This is a genomic window from Lysinibacillus sp. BNK-21 (assembly GCF_048684915.1).
In the GTDB taxonomy this organism is placed as follows: domain Bacteria; phylum Bacillota; class Bacilli; order Bacillales_A; family Planococcaceae; genus Lysinibacillus; species Lysinibacillus capsici.
Genome location: NZ_JBLQTS010000001.1, coordinates 2,168,954 through 2,190,571, shown reverse-complemented (window position 1 = coordinate 2,190,571; position 21,618 = coordinate 2,168,954). Strand labels below are relative to the sequence as shown.

General features: G+C 36.8%; 16 protein-coding genes. 7 read left to right on the top strand and 9 right to left on the bottom strand.

Features of this window, described 5'->3' with window-relative positions:
- Window positions 1-49: 49 nt before the first annotated feature.
- Together ACMGGO_RS11105 and ACMGGO_RS11100 are read left to right on the top strand one after the other, a co-directional pair.
- Window positions 50-3,220 carry an ATP-binding cassette domain-containing protein gene (locus ACMGGO_RS11105; RefSeq protein WP_420281907.1) on the top strand — a complete coding sequence of 1,057 codons (3,171 nt, stop codon included), beginning with the start codon at window positions 50-52 and terminating at the stop codon, window positions 3,218-3,220.
- A 144-nt stretch (window positions 3,221-3,364) separates the two neighbouring features.
- The gene (locus ACMGGO_RS11100; protein WP_420281906.1) at window positions 3,365-4,315 is read left to right on the top strand and encodes a nucleoside hydrolase; all 951 of its coding nucleotides are present in this window, start codon (window positions 3,365-3,367) and stop codon (window positions 4,313-4,315) included.
- Here ACMGGO_RS11100 and ACMGGO_RS11095 read toward each other — a convergent pair whose 3' ends face one another.
- From ACMGGO_RS11095 to ACMGGO_RS11085, 3 genes are read right to left on the bottom strand one after another with little or no spacing between them, the layout of a single operon-like run.
- Window positions 4,316-5,440: a Ger(x)C family spore germination protein gene (locus ACMGGO_RS11095; protein ID WP_420281905.1), complete on the bottom strand. Its 1,125-nt coding sequence runs from the start codon at window positions 5,438-5,440 to the stop codon at window positions 4,316-4,318.
- Window positions 5,427-6,548: a GerAB/ArcD/ProY family transporter gene (locus ACMGGO_RS11090; RefSeq protein ID WP_420281904.1), complete on the bottom strand. Its 1,122-nt coding sequence runs from the start codon at window positions 6,546-6,548 to the stop codon at window positions 5,427-5,429. The genes ACMGGO_RS11095 and ACMGGO_RS11090 overlap by 14 nt, the downstream gene beginning before the upstream one ends.
- 16 nt (window positions 6,549-6,564) lie before the next feature.
- On the bottom strand, window positions 6,565-8,085 hold the full coding sequence (locus tag ACMGGO_RS11085; protein ID WP_420281903.1) for a spore germination protein: 1,521 nt from the start codon (window positions 8,083-8,085) through the stop codon (window positions 6,565-6,567).
- 418 nt (window positions 8,086-8,503) lie between these two features.
- On the opposite strand from ACMGGO_RS11085, the gene ACMGGO_RS11080 reads away from it, so the two are divergent.
- The 4 genes from ACMGGO_RS11080 (at window position 8,504) to argH (ending at window position 14,080) form a co-directional block, all read left to right on the top strand.
- Window positions 8,504-9,385 (top strand): GNAT family N-acetyltransferase, encoded by an 882-nt coding sequence (locus ACMGGO_RS11080; RefSeq protein ID WP_403018836.1) that lies wholly within the window; start codon window positions 8,504-8,506, stop codon window positions 9,383-9,385.
- Between the two features lie 184 nt (window positions 9,386-9,569).
- On the top strand, window positions 9,570-10,865 hold the full coding sequence (locus ACMGGO_RS11075) for a hypothetical protein (protein WP_048392800.1): 1,296 nt from the start codon (window positions 9,570-9,572) through the stop codon (window positions 10,863-10,865).
- Window positions 10,866-11,156: 291 nt separating this feature from the next.
- Entirely contained in the window at window positions 11,157-12,728 is a 1,572-nt protein-coding gene (locus ACMGGO_RS11070; RefSeq protein WP_374805524.1) for an APC family permease, read from the top strand.
- A 32-nt stretch (window positions 12,729-12,760) separates the two neighbouring features.
- Window positions 12,761-14,080, top strand: coding sequence for an argininosuccinate lyase (gene argH, locus ACMGGO_RS11065; protein ID WP_420281902.1), 1,320 nt, complete (start codon window positions 12,761-12,763; stop codon window positions 14,078-14,080).
- A 255-nt stretch (window positions 14,081-14,335) separates the two neighbouring features.
- Here the strand turns inward: argH and ACMGGO_RS11060 are convergent, their stop codons facing one another.
- Together ACMGGO_RS11060 and ACMGGO_RS11055 are read right to left on the bottom strand one after the other, a co-directional pair.
- A complete protein-coding gene (locus ACMGGO_RS11060; RefSeq protein WP_420281901.1) occupies window positions 14,336-15,199 on the bottom strand; it encodes a PhzF family phenazine biosynthesis protein in 864 nt (287 codons plus the stop codon).
- Window positions 15,200-15,343: 144 nt separating this feature from the next.
- The gene (locus ACMGGO_RS11055; protein WP_420281900.1) at window positions 15,344-16,552 is read right to left on the bottom strand and encodes a CynX/NimT family MFS transporter; all 1,209 of its coding nucleotides are present in this window, start codon (window positions 16,550-16,552) and stop codon (window positions 15,344-15,346) included.
- A gap of 133 nt (window positions 16,553-16,685) precedes the next feature.
- Here ACMGGO_RS11055 and ACMGGO_RS11050 point away from each other — a divergent pair, with 133 nt between their 5' ends.
- A complete protein-coding gene (locus tag ACMGGO_RS11050; RefSeq protein ID WP_131520223.1) occupies window positions 16,686-17,240 on the top strand; it encodes a helix-turn-helix domain-containing protein in 555 nt (184 codons plus the stop codon).
- A gap of 385 nt (window positions 17,241-17,625) precedes the next feature.
- Here the strand turns inward: ACMGGO_RS11050 and qoxD are convergent, their stop codons facing one another.
- From qoxD to qoxA, 4 genes are read right to left on the bottom strand one after another with little or no spacing between them, the layout of a single operon-like run.
- Window positions 17,626-17,910: a cytochrome aa3 quinol oxidase subunit IV gene (qoxD, locus tag ACMGGO_RS11045; RefSeq protein ID WP_036079092.1), complete on the bottom strand. Its 285-nt coding sequence runs from the start codon at window positions 17,908-17,910 to the stop codon at window positions 17,626-17,628.
- 1 nt (window position 17,911) lies between these two features.
- On the bottom strand, window positions 17,912-18,508 hold the full coding sequence (qoxC, locus tag ACMGGO_RS11040) for a cytochrome aa3 quinol oxidase subunit III (protein WP_048392792.1): 597 nt from the start codon (window positions 18,506-18,508) through the stop codon (window positions 17,912-17,914).
- Window positions 18,505-20,454, bottom strand: a complete 1,950-nt coding sequence (gene qoxB, locus ACMGGO_RS11035) for a cytochrome aa3 quinol oxidase subunit I (RefSeq protein WP_048392790.1) — start codon at window positions 20,452-20,454, stop codon at window positions 18,505-18,507. The genes qoxC and qoxB overlap by 4 nt, the downstream gene beginning before the upstream one ends.
- A gap of 20 nt (window positions 20,455-20,474) precedes the next feature.
- Window positions 20,475-21,365 (bottom strand): cytochrome aa3 quinol oxidase subunit II, encoded by an 891-nt coding sequence (gene qoxA, locus ACMGGO_RS11030; protein WP_374805529.1) that lies wholly within the window; start codon window positions 21,363-21,365, stop codon window positions 20,475-20,477.
- Between the last annotated feature and the right edge of the window lie 253 nt (window positions 21,366-21,618).

Sequence of the window (21,618 nt, the reverse complement as noted above, 5' to 3'; positions counted from 1 at the left end):
TTCATGTTCAGTCTCATCTTTTAATTTTCTTAAATGGAAGGATAACTAAATGAAAATTAATGAACTAATTGCCAATAATATTAACCGTCTAGATGTCGTTTTATCCGACGATCAATCTTTAGCCATAGCAGGTTTGTCTGGTTCAGGGAAGACGACATTTTGTCAAACGATTGGGGAAGAATCCAAAAAACGTCTTGTTTCTTTATTGCCAAAGGCTGAATATCAATATTTGTTTCCAAACATTATGGAAACGAACTTCAGTGCCATCAAAATGGAGGACATGCCCCTTGTACTTTTTCTAGGAAAATCCTCAATCTCTAGCAATCCACGTTCCACAATTGGTACACATACAGGTGTTTTTAAAGAAATTCGTAATCGACTGGCAGATGAGTTTCAGCTATCGCCAGAGATGTTTTCCTTTAACAATGCGTTAGGTTGGTGTCCTGCATGTAAGGGGCGAGGCACGACAAAAAATGTAGAATGTAAAAAATGTTTGGGTAAGCGCTATAGTCCAGAAGTGGAGCAGTATAAAATCACTTTATGGAATGAACTCTATAGTATTTCTGATATTCATCATTTAAGTATAGAAGCCATCTATTCCTTATCAAAAGAATTAAATATCAGTGAAGAAAAACAGCATATTCTGCATAATATTATGCAAATGAATATTGGCTACTTAACCTTAAATCGTATTATGGGGACTTTATCAGGTGGAGAATTAACAAGGCTGTACTTAGCAGAATTCATGGCAACAAGCGAAAACACCGTGATTATTGTTGATGAAATTTCTGTGGGTCTGGACCATAACACCTTACTAAAAATTTTAGAGCAAATACAACAGCTAGGCGCTAAAAACCAAATTTGGTTGATTGATCATTCTGATACTGTGTTAGACACGGCAGACGAGCATCTATTCTTTGGACCAGGTAGTGGAAAATACGGAGGAAAAATCGTTGAAGAATCTCCACGACCAAAGCCTATTTATTGGGAACGAAATCCAGCAGCAACAACATCCTATTATCAATTCGGAGATTTATATTGCCGTAATATCCAAATGGATGCAATAGACATTCCACAAAATCGACTTGTTACCTTTACAGGAGAGTCTGGTTGTGGGAAATCAACGCTTGTTAATGAGTGTATTGCTAAAGATTTTATCAAACGCTATCCAAAGGACAAACTCGTGATGGTTGGGCAAGATCGTAACCAATCCATTACGAGTCGTTCCACTGTCGCGACATTCCTTGATATTAAAAAGAAACTAACAAAATATAGTGAGGACATTGATGATATTTTCCAGCGCTCGATTGAAGATATAATCGATGAACTACCTAATGAGGATATCGCACATAAACGCTTAAGCTTATTGATTAAGCTTGGACTGGGCTACTTAACGCTTGAGAGAAAAACGCAATCTCTATCGACTGGTGAATTCCAATGTGTGCATCTAGTCTCAGAGTTATTTGCCAACGCTCGTAATCCCCATACATTATTTATTTTTGATGAGCCTTCTAAAGGGCTATCTCAGAACATTTTAAACCAATTCATCGATAGTGTCAGGGACATCCTAGAGGATGAATCTATCTCCATCATCATGATTGAGCATAATGCCTATATGCTGGAAAGCTCTGATTTTGTTGTTGACTTCGGTAAAAGACAGCAGGAGCCTGTAACACATCTAAATGTATTTAGTCATGAAGATTATTTTAATCAGGATAATCATTCAATGGGTTCAACTCCATTACAAATCACATCTACACTCGCATTAAGGCAGGGCATTCAATACTTAGAAGACAACCATATTAGCTATTTCAAAAATGCGGAAAATATATATAAGGGTGGCATCTTAAAAAGCTTATCTTCCATGGCTCGTCTGATTTACGGTGAATATGAATCGAACAAAATTGCCCCAGTTGTTGCCATTGATTTGGAAAGACATTTATATAGCCAATATAGCTTCCTGTATGAAATAGGTGGCCTAATCAATCATATTGTGGCTGCTCATCCAACAAATAAGGATACGAGAAGCTTCGATTTTTATAGCCAAGAAAATCATTGCCCTAGCTGCTCTGGTCGATTGGAAATTGAAAAATTCGATTTTGATCTTGTGGTACAAGACAAAAACGTGCCATTTTGGGACGGCCTACTACATCCCGATATAATGGAGGTTTTAAAATACTATCAACATTCTAAATTAGAATTTCTCTTTGAGCAGATTAAAATAGAGCTGGGTCAGGACATTAGTAAAAGCTATCATGATATGACTGAGGAAGAAAAGCATACATTTTTATATGGTTATTGGGACAAGTCCTTTTATGATAAGGCAACGAAATCCTCGAAAAAGTGGGAGGGCTTTAATTTTATCATTGGTCGTTATATCGTGATTTCAAAATCCATTATTAAAGAGCAAATGAAGGAAACAAGAGAAATGGTCCCATGCCCAATTTGTCATGGGACTGTGCTCAACCACCAAAAGAAATTACGATTTGGGGACACAGATATTCGTGACTTAATTCGCCAGCCGCTTGATGAAGTCATCAACATTGTAGGCAACTTACCACAACTAGAAAAAATCAAAGCCATCGTGGGCGGAGACATGTCACTGCTACAGGATGTTTCCTTATTGCCAAGGGAAACACAGGTATCCCTAAAAATGCTGGAATTAGAGCTAGCAAGCTTTGTCGGCTATGAAATCGTACTACAAAATGCTTTTCCTTTTTGGGCCAAAATCAAAGATAATCTAGAGCGCATCAGCCATAAAAATCAAGTGACCATCTGTGATTTTGCCAATATACAGGAGACAAGAGAAACCATCATCGATCAATATTTTACGAATGGTAAATATAAAAAACTAACATATGTATATGAAGCATTTGGCTACAAGAAAATCGTAACCCAAATCAATAAAGTCAAAGCCAGTCATTCCTGTCCATTCTGTAAAGGGAAAAAGGTGCTCTCTGAAGATGGACTGCATGATGGAGTCCATAAATTAACCGTGCCCTGTGTAAGCTGTGGCGCAAGTGGCATTAATGAGGAGGGACGCCAGCAAATCGTTGATGGCATTGATGTGGAAACATGGCTAACTGGTACTGTAAGCGATGTTGTTACAGAGGGCTCCCATCTTGAGGCCGTTGCCAATATTCCTATTTTTAATCGTATACGCGAATTGAATAAGCAGGAAATGATGGCAGTCTATCAGTTCCTCCAATCAAATCACTAAATCATCAAACCCATGTGCTTCGGCATATGGGTTTCTTTCGTTGGACTAGAATTACTCACTCATTTTTCCACAAAAATTCATAATTCGTGTCATCTTTGATTACTATAAAGATAACAGTAATGGTAGTAAAAGGGAGGACATGGTTTGGTAAAAAAAGTGCTGTTATTCGGGGATATTGGCATTGATGATACGGTGGCATTGATCTATGCACGGCTTAATCAAGAAATAGAAATTGTGGGACTCGTTGCAGATTATGGCAATGTATCGCGAGAGGATGCGGTATCCAATATTTATTATGTCATGAAATTGTTCGACTTCCCTCAAGGTATTCCTGTGATCTTAGGAGCAGAAGTACCCTTAACAGGAGAGCAGCCGACCTATTACCCAGAAATTCATGGTGAACGAGGTCTTGGACCCATCATCCCAATTGATGATCACGAATTAAAAATTGAGAACTTTTTTGAAATCGTCAACATTATTGAAAGGTATAAGCATGATGAGCTAATTATTGTTAATATTGGGCGATTAACCTCACTAGCCACGATGCTTATCCTTTATAAAGAGCTTATGAAAAATATCAAGGAATTTTATATTATGGGTGGAGCATTTTGGGTGCCAGGTAATGTAACGACAGTGGCTGAAGCGAATTTCCATGGTGATCCCTTTGCCGTTAATATTGTGCTTACCTATGCAACGAATGTGACAATCATCCCTTTAAATGCGACACAAAAGGCCATTGTCACACCTGGGATGGTGGACTATATTGACTCCTTTGGCAAAACAAAAATTCTAAAGCCCTTAATGGAATACTATACACGTTTTTATAAAGAACGGGACCCCTCACTTCTAGGAAGTCCCGTGCATGATGCGTTAACACTAATGGCAGTCATTTATCCTGACATGTTTATTTATGAGTCCTATCCTGTAACCGTTGTCGACAAGTTAGAAGGACCTGCAAGGGGGCAAAGTATTGCCGAGACAAGACCTTATGAAAATAATAATGGCGAAAAAAAGCATCGTATTGCTGTTGATATTCATTATGAACATTTTTTCCAAAACTTTTTATCGGTTATGACAGGGCAACCATTTCACTAGTTATTCAAAAACACCATCCCTTAAAATTGTAAAATCAACATGGACATTTACCTTCATGTCTTTATATATTTTTTGCCATTTATCCTTTGTTAGCTTAGAATGTCTTACTTCGCTTCGATATTTCTCACCAAAGCCAAAGATATCTGACTCAACTTCCTGACTATGAGCAATCACTCTACGTATTTCCTTTGACAATTTTTTCTCGATTGCTTTTTCCAGTGCCGCCACACTTTTTGGGTCCCCTTGATTGATATCAGGGTACACCTCTAATACTCTCGATTTGATTTTGATGTTCAGGTCAAATGTTGGCGTATCCGCATCAACTAACATCATTTCTCGTTTCGACTGGATTGCATCAAAGGCTACCGTTATTTTATTGGCAGGCTTTTGAAGAATTTCGGAAGGTACATCTTCGTTTTCCAGAACAGTTTCATATAAACTTACTTTAAAGGTATCTCTGACAATCTTTACGTAAAAGCTATCATTTGCTGGAAGGGTACTGACCATTTTGCTGCCTTTAAAAAGAGCTATCCCACTTAATTCCACCAGCTCGTCATCTCTTTTAATAATAGGCATGGCAAATTCTTTTCCAGATGAATAGAAATCATGGGCAATTTGATGAAGTGTAGAGGAAATCATATATTCCTGCTTGACATTTTGTTCAATCAACCTAAAAATATGCTGCCCAATATCCTCAATATTTTGATATTCGTATTTCAGTAATGTTTCTGTTTCACCTTCCACAATAGCCATAAAGATTCCATTGCTGACACTAGCATTTTCTAGGTTTGTATCAATATAATAGCGAAGGTCTTTTTTTGCCAATTCCTCTCCAAATAGGATGACTCTCATTTGACCAACCATGATTTTTTTCGAAAGCTTACGATTGGCTTCCATCCGATTTCCTTTACTCGTATCGTTTTCTGTAGACAGAACTTCCACATTGCTTTGAAATTCGGGATTTACTTCACGAATAACAGCTGTTGTCTTTATTTTATCCTCTGTTCCTACATCATAGCCGACTAAAGTAGTTAATCCAACTTTATCCAAAATATTGGTTTGTGCACATCCATATAAAAAAACAAAGGATAGAAGAATCATCCATCTTCCTCTAAGTTTGTTCATTATTTTTCACCTTCTTTGATGTGAAGTTCTTCTTTAGTCGTGCTATTGGCCAAAGTAAAATAGGGTAGACAAAGATTACGTAAAAAGCAATCTGTCCAAACACCGTGTTAATTGTATTAATCTGTGTCCGTGTTTGAACCAATAATGTTCCAATTAAAACGATGAATGAAAAGAGCCAAACAAATGTCTTTTCACTTATCGGGAATAAACGAATTGCTCCGCGGTACGCAGCCCATAAGTATAGACATAGATTCGGTAAAATGATTAGCATCCAAAAACAAACAGCTACAAATTCAAAGCGTTCCATAAAGGGAAAGCTAATAAAACTAAATAATGTCAAAGTTGCCCATATCGTTTTCAATAGCTTGCCCTCACTGTAATAAGCAATGGACACCAGCATCACGGCTAAATAGATGATGGTTGTAGCTAATAGTCCTAAATGAACAGGTTTTCTGATTTTTTTCTTGTCTTTTACAAAGGGGTAAATCACGTTTAGAATTTCAAAGCCGATAATCGTAAAGGTCATTGATTGTGCCCCTTTTAAAATGGAGCGAATATCATTTTCTAAAATAGGGAGAAGACTTTCTACTGTAGCGTATTTCATCGGAAATGCTAGCATTGGGAAAATCCATAAGGAGAGAATGATACTAAAAAAAGACACGCCTACAATGACACGAAGCCCTCCCGTAAAGGCATAAATAATAATAATTAATAAAGTTGCGGACAGGAACCAGGTCTCGATGCTAGGAAAAATCCATGCTTGTATAACTTCAATATAATTTCGTAAAACAGAAAAGAACGCCACAGAGCAATAGATGACATAAATTGCATTTAAAAAATTGCCAATCCATTTGCCAAAAATATCAATTTGAATTCCGTAAAGATCATCAGAGCCGTAAATTTCTAACGTTTTAATCATACAAAACGTAACAAGATGTGTGGCAATCCCAGCCAGTAGAACAGAAATCCATGCATCCTGTCTAGCATCCTGATAGATAATGCGTTGAAATCCCTGTATACCAACCCCAATTTGAGCACCGTGTACCACAAAAAAAAGCAAATAAGCATTAATCATATCTTTAGGGCTAAGTTGTATAGGTTTTGCCATTTATTTCACCTTCAGTTCAACTTTTATCAGGTTTCACTGGCTCTGGCACAAATTTATGTTCATCCTTTGGTCTTGTCAAAGCAGGTCTTTTTGATGTTAATGGGACAGGCATTCTAATAATACTATCCCGCATTTCCTTCAACCTCGGTGGATAGAAGGGAGACATATACGGAGCACCCAAGCTTGACTGACGTAACAAATGAATCAGAATAAAACAAAAAGCCAACATGATACCATAAAAACCCCAAAATCCTGCAAGTATAATAATAGGGAAGCGAATAAGACGAATCACATTGCCCATCATATAACTTGGCGACGTAAAAGAGGCTAGGGCACTTAACGCAATGATAATCAGCAATATATTACTGGTAATCCCTGCCTGTACAGCTGCTGTTCCAATAACGATACCACCAACGATACCGATTGTTTGTCCAATTTTAGTTGGTAATCTGGCTCCTGCTTCTCTCAGTAGTTCAATAATAAATTCCAGCAGCAAAGCCTCAAATATGGGCGGGAAAGGAACTAAAGCCCTTGATTCACTTAATGGTACGAGAAAGGCTTGTGGAATCACTTCATAATGAAAGGTAAGAGCTGCCACATAAAATGGTGTTAAATAAACAGATAAAAAGAAGGCAGCCAGTCGTAATAAACGAAGAAAAGTAGCAATTTGCCATCTTAAGTTTTGATCTTCCTGACTTTGGAAAAACTCTGTAAACGCTTGTGGGCAAACTATAGCCATGGAGCTGCCATCCACAAGAACACCCACTTTGCCATCTAAAAGAGCATCACATAATCTATCAGGCCTTTCAGTCATAAGCATTTGAGGGAAGACTGACAAAGAGTTATCATCAATCATTTCAGCCAAAACTGCGCTATCTAGTAATTGATCAACATCAAGATCTGATAATCGTTGACGCAATGTATTAACCATTTGATCGGAGGCAATACCACTCATATATAAAATGGAAACTGACGTATTCGTCCGCCTGCCAATTTTGAGCTTTTCATTACAAAGTTCTGGACTCACTATGTAGCGACGAATTAAGGAAATATTCGTTGAAAGACTCTCGTTAAAACCAACTTGTGTACCAATAACTTGTGATTCATTTTCAGGAGCTGATAATGCTCTAGATTCTCTTGTTGCAATATCGACTAAAAGAACTTTAGTGTAGCCATCTACATGAATTACAACAGATCCATTTACCATTGATTCTACTGTTTCCCTCAGTAGACTGGACTCATTGACTTCTGGTACAGAAAGGGAAATTTCAATATCTTCGGGTGTTTCTTTTGGATTATTTTGTAAATTAGCGATAATATCATGATTTAATGTTTGATCATCGACTAAATTATCAATATAAATAACAGTAAGGTTTGATGGAAGAGATTTTATGATTAAATCTGCCGGATTATTAGTAGCATTTTTAATCGATTGAATAAAATGATCTGTGGCATGTGCAACTCTCACAAGATTTTCTTTAGGCGCCTCTTGAACTGGTTGTTGTTGTTGTTTGTTGAAAGGTAGTTTAAATTTCATAGTAAATGGTAGGCTCCCTTCATTGCTAACTTCGTTTATAGAATAGGCTTTAAAGGGGTATTCTATACTTATTTCATTTATTTTCATCATGTAGACATATCTAACAAATAACGGTAATATAATAGTAATCTTAAAAACAGAAGGGAGATTAGCCTTTTTTATGCTAAAACTAATTATCGCAAATTAAATTCAATGAATTTAATAAAGGGGTTATTCTATAATTTTTTTAAAATTATAGGGTCTATTTAGTAATGCCCTTTTGCGATAAAAGAGAAGCATAATGATGTCTAATCCACAGTTATATTTTATATAACAAAGGACTCTATGAGCTTGTTCTCATAGGGTCTTTTTCTGTTTTTAGGAGGTGATGATTCCCACAAAAATTAGCGATTGAAACATAAAATAGGAGGGAATAGACGTGGCAAAATATGAATTAGTTAGTGATTATCGTCACAATGAAAATTTAAAGGCAAGTTTTAATGATTTAGCAATGAAAACATTTGGTTTGGACTTTCGAGGCTGGTATAACAAAGGCTATTGGAATGACCAATATATTCCTTACTCATTTGTACAAGCAGGAAAAGTAATCGCGAATGCTTCTATTTATAAGATGTCGATTCGCGTAAAAGGTGAGCGATTAAAGGGAATTCAGATTGGTACAGTGATGACGGATGAACATTATCGTCATCAAGGCTTGGCAAAGCAGTTGATGCTGCATCTCATGAAAGAGTACGAAGATGCCTGTGATTTCATGTATCTCTTTGCCAATGAAACAGTACTAGATTTTTATCCGAAGTTTGGCTTTACGCGAATCCATGAAAGTGAATACAGCTTAGATCTTACCACAAGACCTATTCAGCCAAAGCAGACCAGCGTCCAACAGCTGACAATTGAGCAGAATCTAGCACTTCTTGAAGAGTATGCAAAAAATCGTTATATCCATTCTAGTATGATTGCTGTTGAGGAAAATGAAAGTTTATTAATGTTTTATTTTACGTTAGTTTTCCCTCATGCTATTTACTATTTAGAAGAATTTGACACAATAGTATTAATGGAGGAGGAGGAAGGGGTATTAAATATTTATGATATCATCTCTTTACAGGCAACCAATGCAGAGACTGTATTAGCAAGCATTATTAAGGATACAACAAAAAAAGTAGTATTCTATTTTACACCTGACTTTACAATCGAAGGTATGACAGCCACCATCACCACAAATGATGACGATGCCTTATTCATTCTCTCGAAAAAGCCCTTCTTACAAGGGCACTTTATGTTTCCTTTAACATCCCATTGCTAGGTTGGGTTTCAGAAGGCTGTATCGGAGCTTTGTGAATTAAAGAATGAGCGCGCTTTTGAATAAAATATGAGCAACTCCTGTCCCCTTGTCCTTTACCAAAACAGACTTTTTTAATTGACACTATAAATATTGGGCAATTCTCTATAGAATGGTATATATAAAGTAATTTTACTAGGAGGAAAAAATGTATACAGTTGGAGTCATTGGCCCTAATTCATCTGTAGAGCGCATCATTCAATTAGGCAAAGAATACGAAATGACTATGAATTTCGTAGCATTTCCCTATCATGATTTTCATGAAACCGTAAATATCGTAAAGGATAATCATCACGCTGTTGATGCATGGTTTTTTTCTGGCCAAATTTCGTATATGGTTGCGAAAAATACGTTACAATCAGGTGAAAACTTAGTTTATATTCAACATACTGAATCCGGCATTTATAAATGTCTATTGCATATGGGCTTTTATCAGGGAGAATTTTTGAACAAGGTAAGCATTGATGAAATCACGACTTCACACTTGGAGCAAGCCGTCAAACAGCTAGATTTTGCGCCTAAAGAAATCTATGTGAAAACCTTTGATGTAAATACCAGTACAAAAGAATTAATGGATTTTCATATCGACTTATGGAATCAACAAAAAACAGCAGGTGCTTTGACTTGCTTTGAAGCTGTTTATCGCGGGCTGAAAGAGGCAGGTGTCCCTGCTTATCACATTTCCACTACAGATATGGAAATCCGCCAAACATTACGAATACTGGAAGAAAAACTCAGAGCCTTCTATTTTAAGGATACACAGATCGGTGTGCAAATTATCGAAATCGAACATTTTGATAAAATCTCTGAAAAAGCGAAGAGCTCCTATCATTTACAGTATTTAGAATTAAAATTAAAGGAAACGTTATTGCGATTTTGTGAGCAACTAGATGGCTCCTTGTTAGAAAAAGGAAATGGTCGCTATATCATTTTTAGTTCGAGAGGAGCCATTGAACGTAAAATCAAGGATTTACAGGATACCATCTATCAGCTATCACATGAATCCCATACAACAGTCACTGTCGGAATTGGCTATGGGGTAACTGTTCACTCTGCGGAAATCAATGCGCAGCGAGCCATCCAGCTCTCCAAGGAGAAATCTGAGCAACCAATTGTGATTGTCCAAGAAAATGGAACGATTACTGAATCGGCTGGTGAAGAAGATGAAGTGAGCTTTTCATACCGTATTAATGATGACATTTTATTAGAGAAATTAAAAAAAGCAAAAATTAGTTTAAAAAATTACAGTAAATTATACACACTTATTAAAAAAATGAATTGGCAGGAATTCACCATTAAAGATTTAGCAGCACATCTCTATTGGGATGAAAGTAATGCTAGACGCATTTTAGCCAGTTTATGTGAGGTTGATCTCGTCGAATACACAGGGAAAGACGCACAAATATCCAGAGGACGACCAAGTAAAATTTATCGTTTGAAATAACCATCTAAGTGAGATGGTTATTTTTTTTGTAAAAAAAGTGTTGAAAAATTCAAACGATTAAAATAAAATCATTTTAAGGTAAAAACCTTTTAATAACCTTTAATTAATGGTGCATGAAAAATGTGTCAATGTTTCATCATCTAGAAAGGAGCACAATCTATATTAGTCACCTACACTACATTGCACTGCAGAGTAAAATATGTAAATTTTTTCTGTCAAAACGTCATTTTATTGAAGCGTCCAAATTAAAAGGGTCATACCAATATTCTCTTTTCAGAGAGGGGAACATTCATGAGTCAAGAACAATATTTGAAAAAGAAAATGGGGTTTTGGTCACTTACAACATTATCTCTAGGGGGAATAATAGGATCTAGTTGGCTCTTTGGACCATGGGTAGCAGCTAAATTAGCAGGCCCGGCAGCCATACTTTCTTGGATTATTGGTGCGTTTGTTATCACACTCATAGCGCTTGTTTATGCTGAATTAGGAAGAGTAAAACCTGAAACAGGAGGCCTAGCAAGATATCCGCTTTATTCTCACGGAAAAATGCTTGCTACCGTTACTAGTTATTCAATCTGGTTTGGCTATTGTGCTACAGCTCCCGTAGAATCATCCGGTGTTATTCAATATGCCAATCAGTTTTGGCCAGGGTTATATGATGTAGCAAAAGAACAACTAACAACATCAGGTATTCTTGCAGCGATGGTTTTAATGATATTCTTTGTTGTTTTCAATTATTTTGGGGTGAAATTATTCGCAGTCACGAACAATATCATTACAACAATTAAGTTTATAGTCCCTGTACTAACAATCATTGCATTTTTTATGACAGGCTTTCATCCAGAGAATTTTTCAAGCCAAGGATTTGCACCAAATGGCTATAGCGCTGGTTTAAGTGCCATTTTAACAACCGGAATATTTTTTGCTTATACTGGGTTTGGCAACGTCATCATGATGAGTGGGGAAGTCGTCAACCCTAGAAGAAATATTCCACTTGCCCTCATTACATCATTAGGTGTTGCGGCAGTATTATATGTGTTACTTCAAATTACATTTATCGGCGTAGTTCCAACAGAAATGTTAGCGAATGGTTGGAGTGGCATTAAATTTGATTCACCATTTGCTAATTTAGCAATGATGGCTAATATGGTTTGGCTATCTTGGATTATTACAGCTGATGCGATGGTTTCGCCAACAGGTTCAGCTCTTACTTATACAGCTGGTACGTCAAGACATGTATTTGGTATGGCGAAAAGTGGATTCCTACCATCTTATTTTGGAACAATTAATAAAAAATTCGGTGTTCCAACACGTGCACTTGCACTCAATTTCCTAGTAGGATTATTATTTTTATTCCCACTGAAAAGCTGGACAGCTATCGTTGCGATTGTAGGAGCTATCGGTATTTTTAAATATGCTTCAGCATGTGTAACGGTTATGGTTTTCCGTAGAGTAGGTCTGACAAAAAATAATGGGCTACCTGGTATGCAATTCATTGCGCCAATGGCATTCGTTTTTGCCACACTGCTTATTTATTGGACAAATTGGAGTAAGGTACAGCTAGCCATTACTGGATTAATAATAGGTATTGTTTGTTATTTAGTAATTTTCTTTATTCAAAAACACCAATCAGTTGAATTTTTTGGTGGTATCTACATTATTATTTATATTTTAATGCTTGTATTGATGTCTTTCTTAGGGAATTTCGGTGGGAAAGGTATCATTCCTGACCCTTATATGTCCGTAATTGTCGCTATATTTGGCTTAGCCTTTTACTATTTTGCTGTTTACAATGGTGTCTGGTATATGCGTAAAAGAGGAAATATTGAGGAATTACAGGAAAGCATTTCTGAAATATCATAACGTTTAATAGATTGATTGAAGGAGAATGAATGATGAAGCTTTGGGGCGGTCGCTTTAGAAAAGAAGAAAACAAATTAATGGAAGATTTCAATAGTTCATTAAAGGTGGATCAAAGACTTTACAAAGAAGATATTAAAGGCAGTATTGCCCATGTCCATATGCTAGTACAATGCAATTTATTGACTGAGAGGGAAGGACAAGATATTGAGAATGCACTTCTTTCCATTTTAGAGGATATTGATAATGGCACATTACAAATTGAAGGAAATTATGAAGATATTCATAGTTTCGTAGAGTCGAATTTGACTCAACGGATCGGTGACACAGGGAAAAAACTTCATACAGCGAGAAGTCGTAATGACCAAGTAGCAACAGATATTAGACTTTATGCAAAAAACAAGGCGTTTGAGGTGATTGCCTCAATTGAAGCGTTACAACAGAGCTTAGCACAAAAAGCAAAAGACAATAACGTTATGATGCCAGGATACACACATCTTCAACGTGCGCAGGTTGTAACGTTTCAACATCATTTGATGGCTTATTATCATATGTTAAACCGCGATAAAAAAAGAATTGTGAAAGCGATAGAAATTATGAACGAAAGCCCGCTTGGATGTGGAGCATTAGCAGGAACTACTCATGCGATTAACCGTGAGATGACAGCTAATGAGCTAGGCTTCTCTAAGCCTGTAGATAATTTCTTAGATGGAGTAAGTGATCGCGACTATTTATTAGAGTTAATGTCAGATTTTTCAATCATTATGATGCATTTAAGTAGATTAAGTGAAGAGCTCATTTTGTGGAGTAGTCAAGAGTTTAGATTTATTACGATTGATGATGCCTATTCTACTGGCAGCAGTATTATGCCACAGAAGAAAAACCCTGATGCCGCTGAGCTGATACGAGGCAAAACAGGACGTGTATATGGTTCACTGACTTCACTCTTAACAACAATGAAGGGCTTACCACTTGCTTACAATAAAGATATGCAAGAAGATAAGGAGCCATTTTTCGATGCATTGGACACCGTATTATCTTGTCTACAAATTATGTCAAAAATGATTGCTACGATGAAGGTGAACAGTGAAAACATGAAAAAAGCAGTCAAAGGAGGTTTTCTGAATGCAACAGAGGTCGCTGATTATTTAGTGAGCAAAGGCGTTGCGTTCAGAGATGCACACAGCATCGTGGGTTCCATCGTTATTTATTGTGAAGATCATGACAAAGCCATTGAAGATTTAACAATGGATGAATTGAAAGAATTAAGTTCGTTCATCGATGACGATATCTATGACTATATTGACTATCAAAATATTTTAAATAAGGGGATTAAAGTAGGCTTATTATTATAATGAAGCAGGGAAAACGACTTTGTTGAAATGCATGACGGGCTTCTAGGGTGGAAAAAAGGCAAGGCATTCATTGAGGATGTACCACTTAAGCAATGGAAACGAATCGGTTACGTCCCACAAGCTCATAAAAGGTAGCAGAAATTGAAGACAAACACATTGTTCAATTATAAAAATGTGTTTGTCTTTTTATCTATTTTTCTATTTTTAAATTAAAATTCAAAAAATCTACAGTCTGAGGTTGAAAAATTAAATTGTTCACACCATATCTTCTACATTTAAATATTTTGTTTCACAGTAATAGCCTTTGCCGCCAACATAAACTTTTTCTATTTCATTCTTGCTATTGGTTGCTAATTTCACTAATATTTCGGAAGGCGAGTGTAAAGAATAACCTTGTTCAAATACATAGACTTCCTTTTGTAAGTGATGCTGTTCATAAAGGTAGCAAGCTAATGCACCGTTAGAAGTTCCAGTCGCTGCTTCTTCATTGATGTCGTATAGTGGAGCAAAATTTCTACATATTATTCGATTGTCATTAAACGTATACAGATGCGTCCCAACAACATGATAATACTCGCTGATTTCTTTTATTTTTTCAAAATTAGGTTGCAGTGCATGTAATTGTGTTTCGCTTGTTATCGGAATTAAAATATCTTTTAAGCCAGTGGAAACAATTTGTATTGGGTATTTATTGTCTATATCTTTAATGTCAAAACAATCGATAAAGTCGTTTGGAGAAATAATATCATAGAATATCGGTTTGTTTTGTTCCATGAAAATGATGTCATCTTTTATGGTAATAGTAAGAACACCGCTGTTTGTTTCAATCGTATAGCGATCCTTGAAAAGTTTATTTAAATGCATCAGTATCGTGAAAGCGCCAATTGTGGCATGACCACATAAATCAACCTCTTCTTTTGGTGTAAAATACTCTAATTTATAATCAGCCATTTCAGATGCTGATATAAATGCGGTTTCCGCATAGCCCAATTCTTTAGCTATCGCCATTTTTTGAGTAGTGGTCAATGTATGCTCATGCTCATTAAATACCACTCCTGCTTTATTCCCGCCTTGATAATCCTTGCTAAATGCACTTGCAACGTAAACAGATATTTTCATAAGACTCTTCCTTCCTCACTTATAATGAATAGTAGCATAGAAATTACGATTTAAAAGTATTTTTAGCAGGAGACAAACTATTTTAGCATCTGAAATCTCTAAATATAGTTTGTCTACAATCTAAAACACGGTTGAAACACTCCGTCATCTACTAGGTAGAACGCGAATAGTAGCTGATTCCGTCTTTGTTTTAACCTTTAACGTCAGCCCCATAATAACGATGATTATAAATAATAAGGTGAAAAGGGCAACGTCAAATGTATTCGTCATATCTTTGATGACACCAACAAGCATAGGAATGATACCACTAATGATATAGCCACCGAATTGAATCATCGCTGTCCATTCACTTGCCTCTTTTGGTGTAGTCGTAGCATCTAAAGGTAAAATCATTGCTAGCGGGAATAAACCACCAGCACCGATCCCTGTCAACGTCGCACAGAAAATTGGCGAGATGCCGCCCATAATTAACATCAAAATGCCAATAAAGGAGCTTGAAGCGCAAAGTAGCATCCAAGGCTTTCTCTTGAAACTATTATTTATTAAGATGGGGATGATAAAGCTACAAATCATTTGCATGACAGAAAAAATAGTGACCGTTGTTGCGGCGTAGGCGTCACTATATCCCATATCCTGTACTTTTGGAGCGAGCCAAGTCGCGAGGGAATAATAAACGCCAGATTGTAAACCGAACATGACCATAAGGAGCCAAACATATCGGTTTCCCCAAGGTAGTCGACTTTTTTGACCTGTAGATTTCTCTAATGACTCTTGAGATTGCTTGGATTTTTTGATAATTGGAATCCAAACAATAATACCCATAAAAGCAAATGCCGACCATATTGCTAAAGCTGCGTTCCATGATTGATGAAAAGCATGCATAGCAGGCACAACTAACCCAGCACTTAATGACGCTCCAATTCCCATACCCGCAGAATATACACCGATCATCGTAGAAGAATATTTAGGAAATTCCTTTTTGATATAGCCTGAAATCAGTGGACCTGTAATAGCAATACCTATCCCACTAAGAATTGCTGTTACTAATAAAAATAAAGGAAAAGTTGCCACTAACCGTAAAGCTGTTGATACACCAATTAATAAAACGGATAGCCCAATCGTCCATTCGATACCCCATCGTTCACTTAGCTTGCCAGCCAATGGTGCAAAAATCCCCATACAAAATACGGGAAGTGCTGTTAATAAACTTACAACAACACTTGTCATCTGCAAATCCATTTGAATATTTTTCAATACCGGCGAGATAGATGTGATCGAAGCTCGTAAATTCATAGATAGTATAAACAAAGAAAAAACGCTCCAAATAATCGGAAAGTTTTTTGATTTCGCCATCACTGAAAACACCTCTTTTAGTTATTATTTGATATACTATAGTTAACTTTTAAATTAAAAAATAAACTATAATTAATCGACTTGTATACTATAATATACTATTTATACAAAGTCAATGGGAGGGGTGCGCAGAATGCAGGAGGAAAATATCGACTTATCTGGACAAGTTGGAGGAAATTTACGGGAAATTAGAAAAAGCAAAAGGATGAGTTTAGAGGAGCTGGCGAATGTCAGCAATGTTAGTAAATTGACGTTAGGGAAAATTGAACGAGGGGAAACGAATCCGACTGTCAATATTCTGTGGAAAATTTGTAGAGGGCTTAATATTCCGCTTGTCGCTTTACTATCTTTTGAAGAAAATATAGAGGTTCATCGTTTTGGCTCAGACTACCAATTCGCAGGTCATAATAACGACTGGTTTGTCGATCCATTATTCAAAACAAATGGGACTGAGTGGTTTAGAGGTCGTCTTGAACCGAATAGTGAATACAGCGAGTGTCACCTAGCAGGTTCCGAGGAAATTGTGCTTGTATTAAATGGGCAATTGGAGCTAAAGGTCGGAGAGAAAACCCATCAGCTAAACCAATGGGATGTCATTAAATTCAAGGGTGAAGAACTTCACACGTATATCAATCACTCGGATGAAAAAGTACATTTAATGCTGTCATTAACATATACAACCCCATGATTGTTCCACAATAATCAAGCAGAAGATGATCCTATTTTGGGGAGGAAAAAAATAATTCTGATTATCGATTTCATCATTGTTTATTATTTTCATGAATATCAATAAAAGCTTGTAAAGGATGTGCTATACGCCAATCATTTAAAAGAAGAAATCGATAAAATTGGCATTATAAAAATAAACATTGATAAAGGCAATCCTATATTTATCCCATTCAATCAATCTCAACAATGATTACTTGATATCACAATGAATGAAAGTGTGGACTCTTACTTTGATGGTGAAAATTTCAAAGAATTGTTTACCCTCATTGTCTTTTGACTATATATCATGCGTTTCCATACAAAAATCGTCCTTACTAAGTTAAGTAAGGACGATTTTTTTCTATTTAGATATAACCCCAAATCATACATAATAATGTTCCGAAAATGGTCACGAGCGCAATGATTAAGCCATAATAAATATTGGTATAGATGGCTGGTTTATCATTTGTTTCACCAGCATGCATAAAGACAACTAACTGCAAGCCTGCCTGAATAAATGCTGTGACTAATAAAATAGTCATGGTAATTGGAAAAGATAGATTGAAAAAATATACACATGCCGCAATGATCGTAAGGATTATGGACACACCAAACCCCATGACTTGTTTCATCGGGAATAAATCACTCATGTTACACCATTCCTTTCAAGTAAATGAAGCTGAAAATAAAAATCCAGACCACATCTAAAAAGTGCCAGTATAAAGAGAAGATAAACGATTTATTGGCTGTTTCTGGTGTTAAACCACGTTGGATGAGCTGATAGACGATGAACATTCCCCAAAATACCCCAAAGGTAACGTGTGCACCATGTGTTCCTAATGTTGTTAAAAGGGCAGCCGTAAAGGCACTCGTCTGTAAGCTCGCACCAACATGAATATAGTGCATAAACTCGTAAACTTCAAAACCAATAAATACGACACCGAGTACTAATGTCAAAACATAAAACCATATCATTGCTTTCGTATAGCCCTTACGCATAGCATGTATACCTAAGCCAATGGTAAAGCTACTTGTTAAAAGAATAAACGTTTCAAATAAAACAGGTGTAATTTCAAAAATCTCCGCTCCTGTTGGACCATTCCCAGTACGGTCTACTAAAACAAAATAACCTGCGAATAATGTGCCGAAAAGCATAATTTCAGCACCAATAAACACCCAGAAGCCTAATATATTCAATTGATTTTGCTGAGTACTATATTCTAAAGGAAGTGATTGATCGATTTTCATAATTGACTACCTCGCAATTTCGATTCCGTTGCTTTCACTTTTTCGACAGGTACATAGTGTCCTGGATCTTTTTCCAATGAACGGTGAGCCATGCAGATAAAAATACCAATGGTTGTGAGAATTGTTGGTATCCACATACCAAAAACAAAGGAGAAGCCCCATGCAAAGAAAATACAGCCTAATATAAAAGGTACACCGCTATTATTCGGCATATGAATCTTTTCATATGGCTCTGGGAACAGTTCATGCTGATGATATTTTGCATCCCATAACGCTTCTGTTGAAATCACGTGTGGAACCTTGGCAAAATTATAATAAGGCACAGGGCTTGGTGTAGCCCACTCTAATGTGCGAGCGTCCCATGGATCCGACCCAACATTCCTTGGTGAATAACGAATACTGTAAATAACATTGTAAACAATTAAGATAAAACCAATTGTTAAGCCAATTGCACCAATAAACGAAATCATATTCCACAGCCCAAAACCAGTAGAGGCAGAATAAGTGTACATACGGCGTGCTTGTCCATCTAAGCCAGAGACAAACATTGGCATAAAGGCTAGCAGCGTACTGACGGCAATAATCCAAGCCGTCCACTTGCCGATTTTTTCATTCAACATAAAGCCAAACATTTTTGGCCAATAGTAATGTAAGCCAGCTAGCATAGCAAAGACAACACCAGGAATAATCACCATATGGAAGTGGGCAACCAAGAACATTGTGTTATGGTATTGATAGTCAGCGGCTGACATGCCAAGCATTACACCCGTTACGCCACCTATTGTAAAGGTAGGAATAAATAACATGGAGTAAAGCATTGGCGTTGTAAAAACAATTTTTCCTTTCCAAAGGGTGAATAACCAGTTAAAAATTTTAACCCCAGTTGGGACGGCAATAGCCATCGTTGTAATCGAGAAAATACTATTTGTTAAAGCACCTTGTCCCATCGTAAAGAAATGATGTGTCCATACTAAAAACGAAAGGAAGGAAATGATTACCATGGAGCCGACCATTGATTTATAGCCATAGAGATTGCGTCCTGAAAAAGTAGAAATAATCTCACTGTAGATCCCAAACGCAGGTAAAATCAGGATATAAACCTCAGGATGCCCCCAGACCCAGAAAAAGTTTGCCCACAGCATATCCATACCACCATCGGATGTTGTGAAAAAATTAGTAGCAAATAGTCGGTCAAAAGTTCCCATCGTTAAAGCTACCGTTAAAACTGGAAAAGCAAAAACGATAATCACGTTTGCTACTAATGAAGACCACGTAAACATCGGCATTTTCATAAGTGTCATGCCTGGTGCTCTCATTTTAAGTATCGTCACAATCATATTAATACCAGTAATTAATGTGCCAAGACCTGAAATCTGTAAGGCAAATAAATAATAGTTTGTTCCTACAGATTGACTAAATTCATTATTTGCTAGAGGGAAATAATTCGTCCAGCCAGCATCAGGGGAGCCACCTATAACAAAGGATATATTTAGTAGCATAGCCCCCATGAAAAATAGCCAAAAGCTTAATGCATTCAATCGTGGGAAAGCAACGTCTCTTGCACCGATTTGTAAGGGCACAATATAATTCATAAAGGCCATAATAAAAGGCATGGCCATAAAAATAATCATGACTGTTCCATGTGTTGTGAAGATTTCATTATAATGCTGCGCATCAAGTAATGTATTGTCAGGTACAGCCATTTGGGCGCGCATCATAATCGCATCTGCTCCACCACGGAAAAGCATCAGAAGGGCAGAAATTAGATACATAATACCAATACGTTTATGATCAACGGTAGTTAACCATTCACGCCAAAGGTAGCCCCATTTTTTAAAGTAGGTTAAGCCAACTATAATTGCTATCACCGTCAGTCCAATCGCAACCATCGATGCATAGATAGCTGGGCTTGGATGGGGTATAGCAAATCGTTCGAAGTACTCCATATGACTATGTCTCCTTTTAATTAATGATCGTTTTGTTGAGAAGCATGATCTTTAATGTGTGATGTACCATGCTGATGTCCACCATTCTCACCCTCAGGGGCTGGCAGGAATGTTAAATGTGTACCAGTGTAGGTTGATTGGCCAACGTGTCCTGGTTCTAGCAACGTATTAAATTTTTCTTCTGTTAATGGTTCAGCTGTTGCTTTTACTTCCTTCACCCAATCATCAAACTCATCCTGAGTCACTGCTGTTACGTTAAACGTATTTTCAGCGAACCCTTTACCATTAAAGTTTGCATTTCTCCCCATATACTCCCCAGGTAGATCCGCAGCCAGATGCAATGTATTCACCATATCGGCCATTGCATATTTTTGACCACCCAGTTGAGGAATCCAGAAACTTGTAATTGGTCCGTAAGAATAAAGTTTAAATTCGATAGGACGCTCTGCAGGAATATACAAATAATTCACCGTTTCAATATCTTCCTCTGGATAGCTAAAATGCCATTTCCAGTTCGATGTTGAAGCATAAATGATTAACGGCTCTTCCTGTTTGTATTTCTCTGGTGTAGATTCCACCTTATAGTTACTTTCAACAGAAATAAAGGATAGGTACGCTACAATTAAAACGGGTATACCTACACAAATGATTTCCACCTTTGTACTCCCCTTAATGTGGGGAGGCTTATAGTCAGGGCTTTGCTTAGATGCACGAAATTTCACTAACATATAAGCTAACAACACAAAAAGAATGAGTACGATAAAGGACATAATCCCTATCGAGAGTATAATATCTTTGGCTTGCACTTGAGCTTGAGGTCCTTTTGGATCTAATACTAACAATGGGTCACAGCCTGTTAGCATTGTGACAATAGTGGAAAGACCAATTAATCTGAGCCAACTTTTTTTCATAAACAAACCCCTTTAACTATTTCATTGAAGTGCTATTGGCTACTACGAGTTTGTATGGAATTCGATTCACAATTGATTTTTATAATAGGGGCACTTCTTTTGAAAGACAAGGCGTTTTCCAAGATAACACAGAATGTTCTCAAACGAGAAAAATAATTTCAGTATAATTTTATCGAAGGAAATGCGCATCGAGTAAGGGCTTTCATCAATTAGAATAGATTGAAATTGAAAGTGGATGGTGAAAGTAATAAGG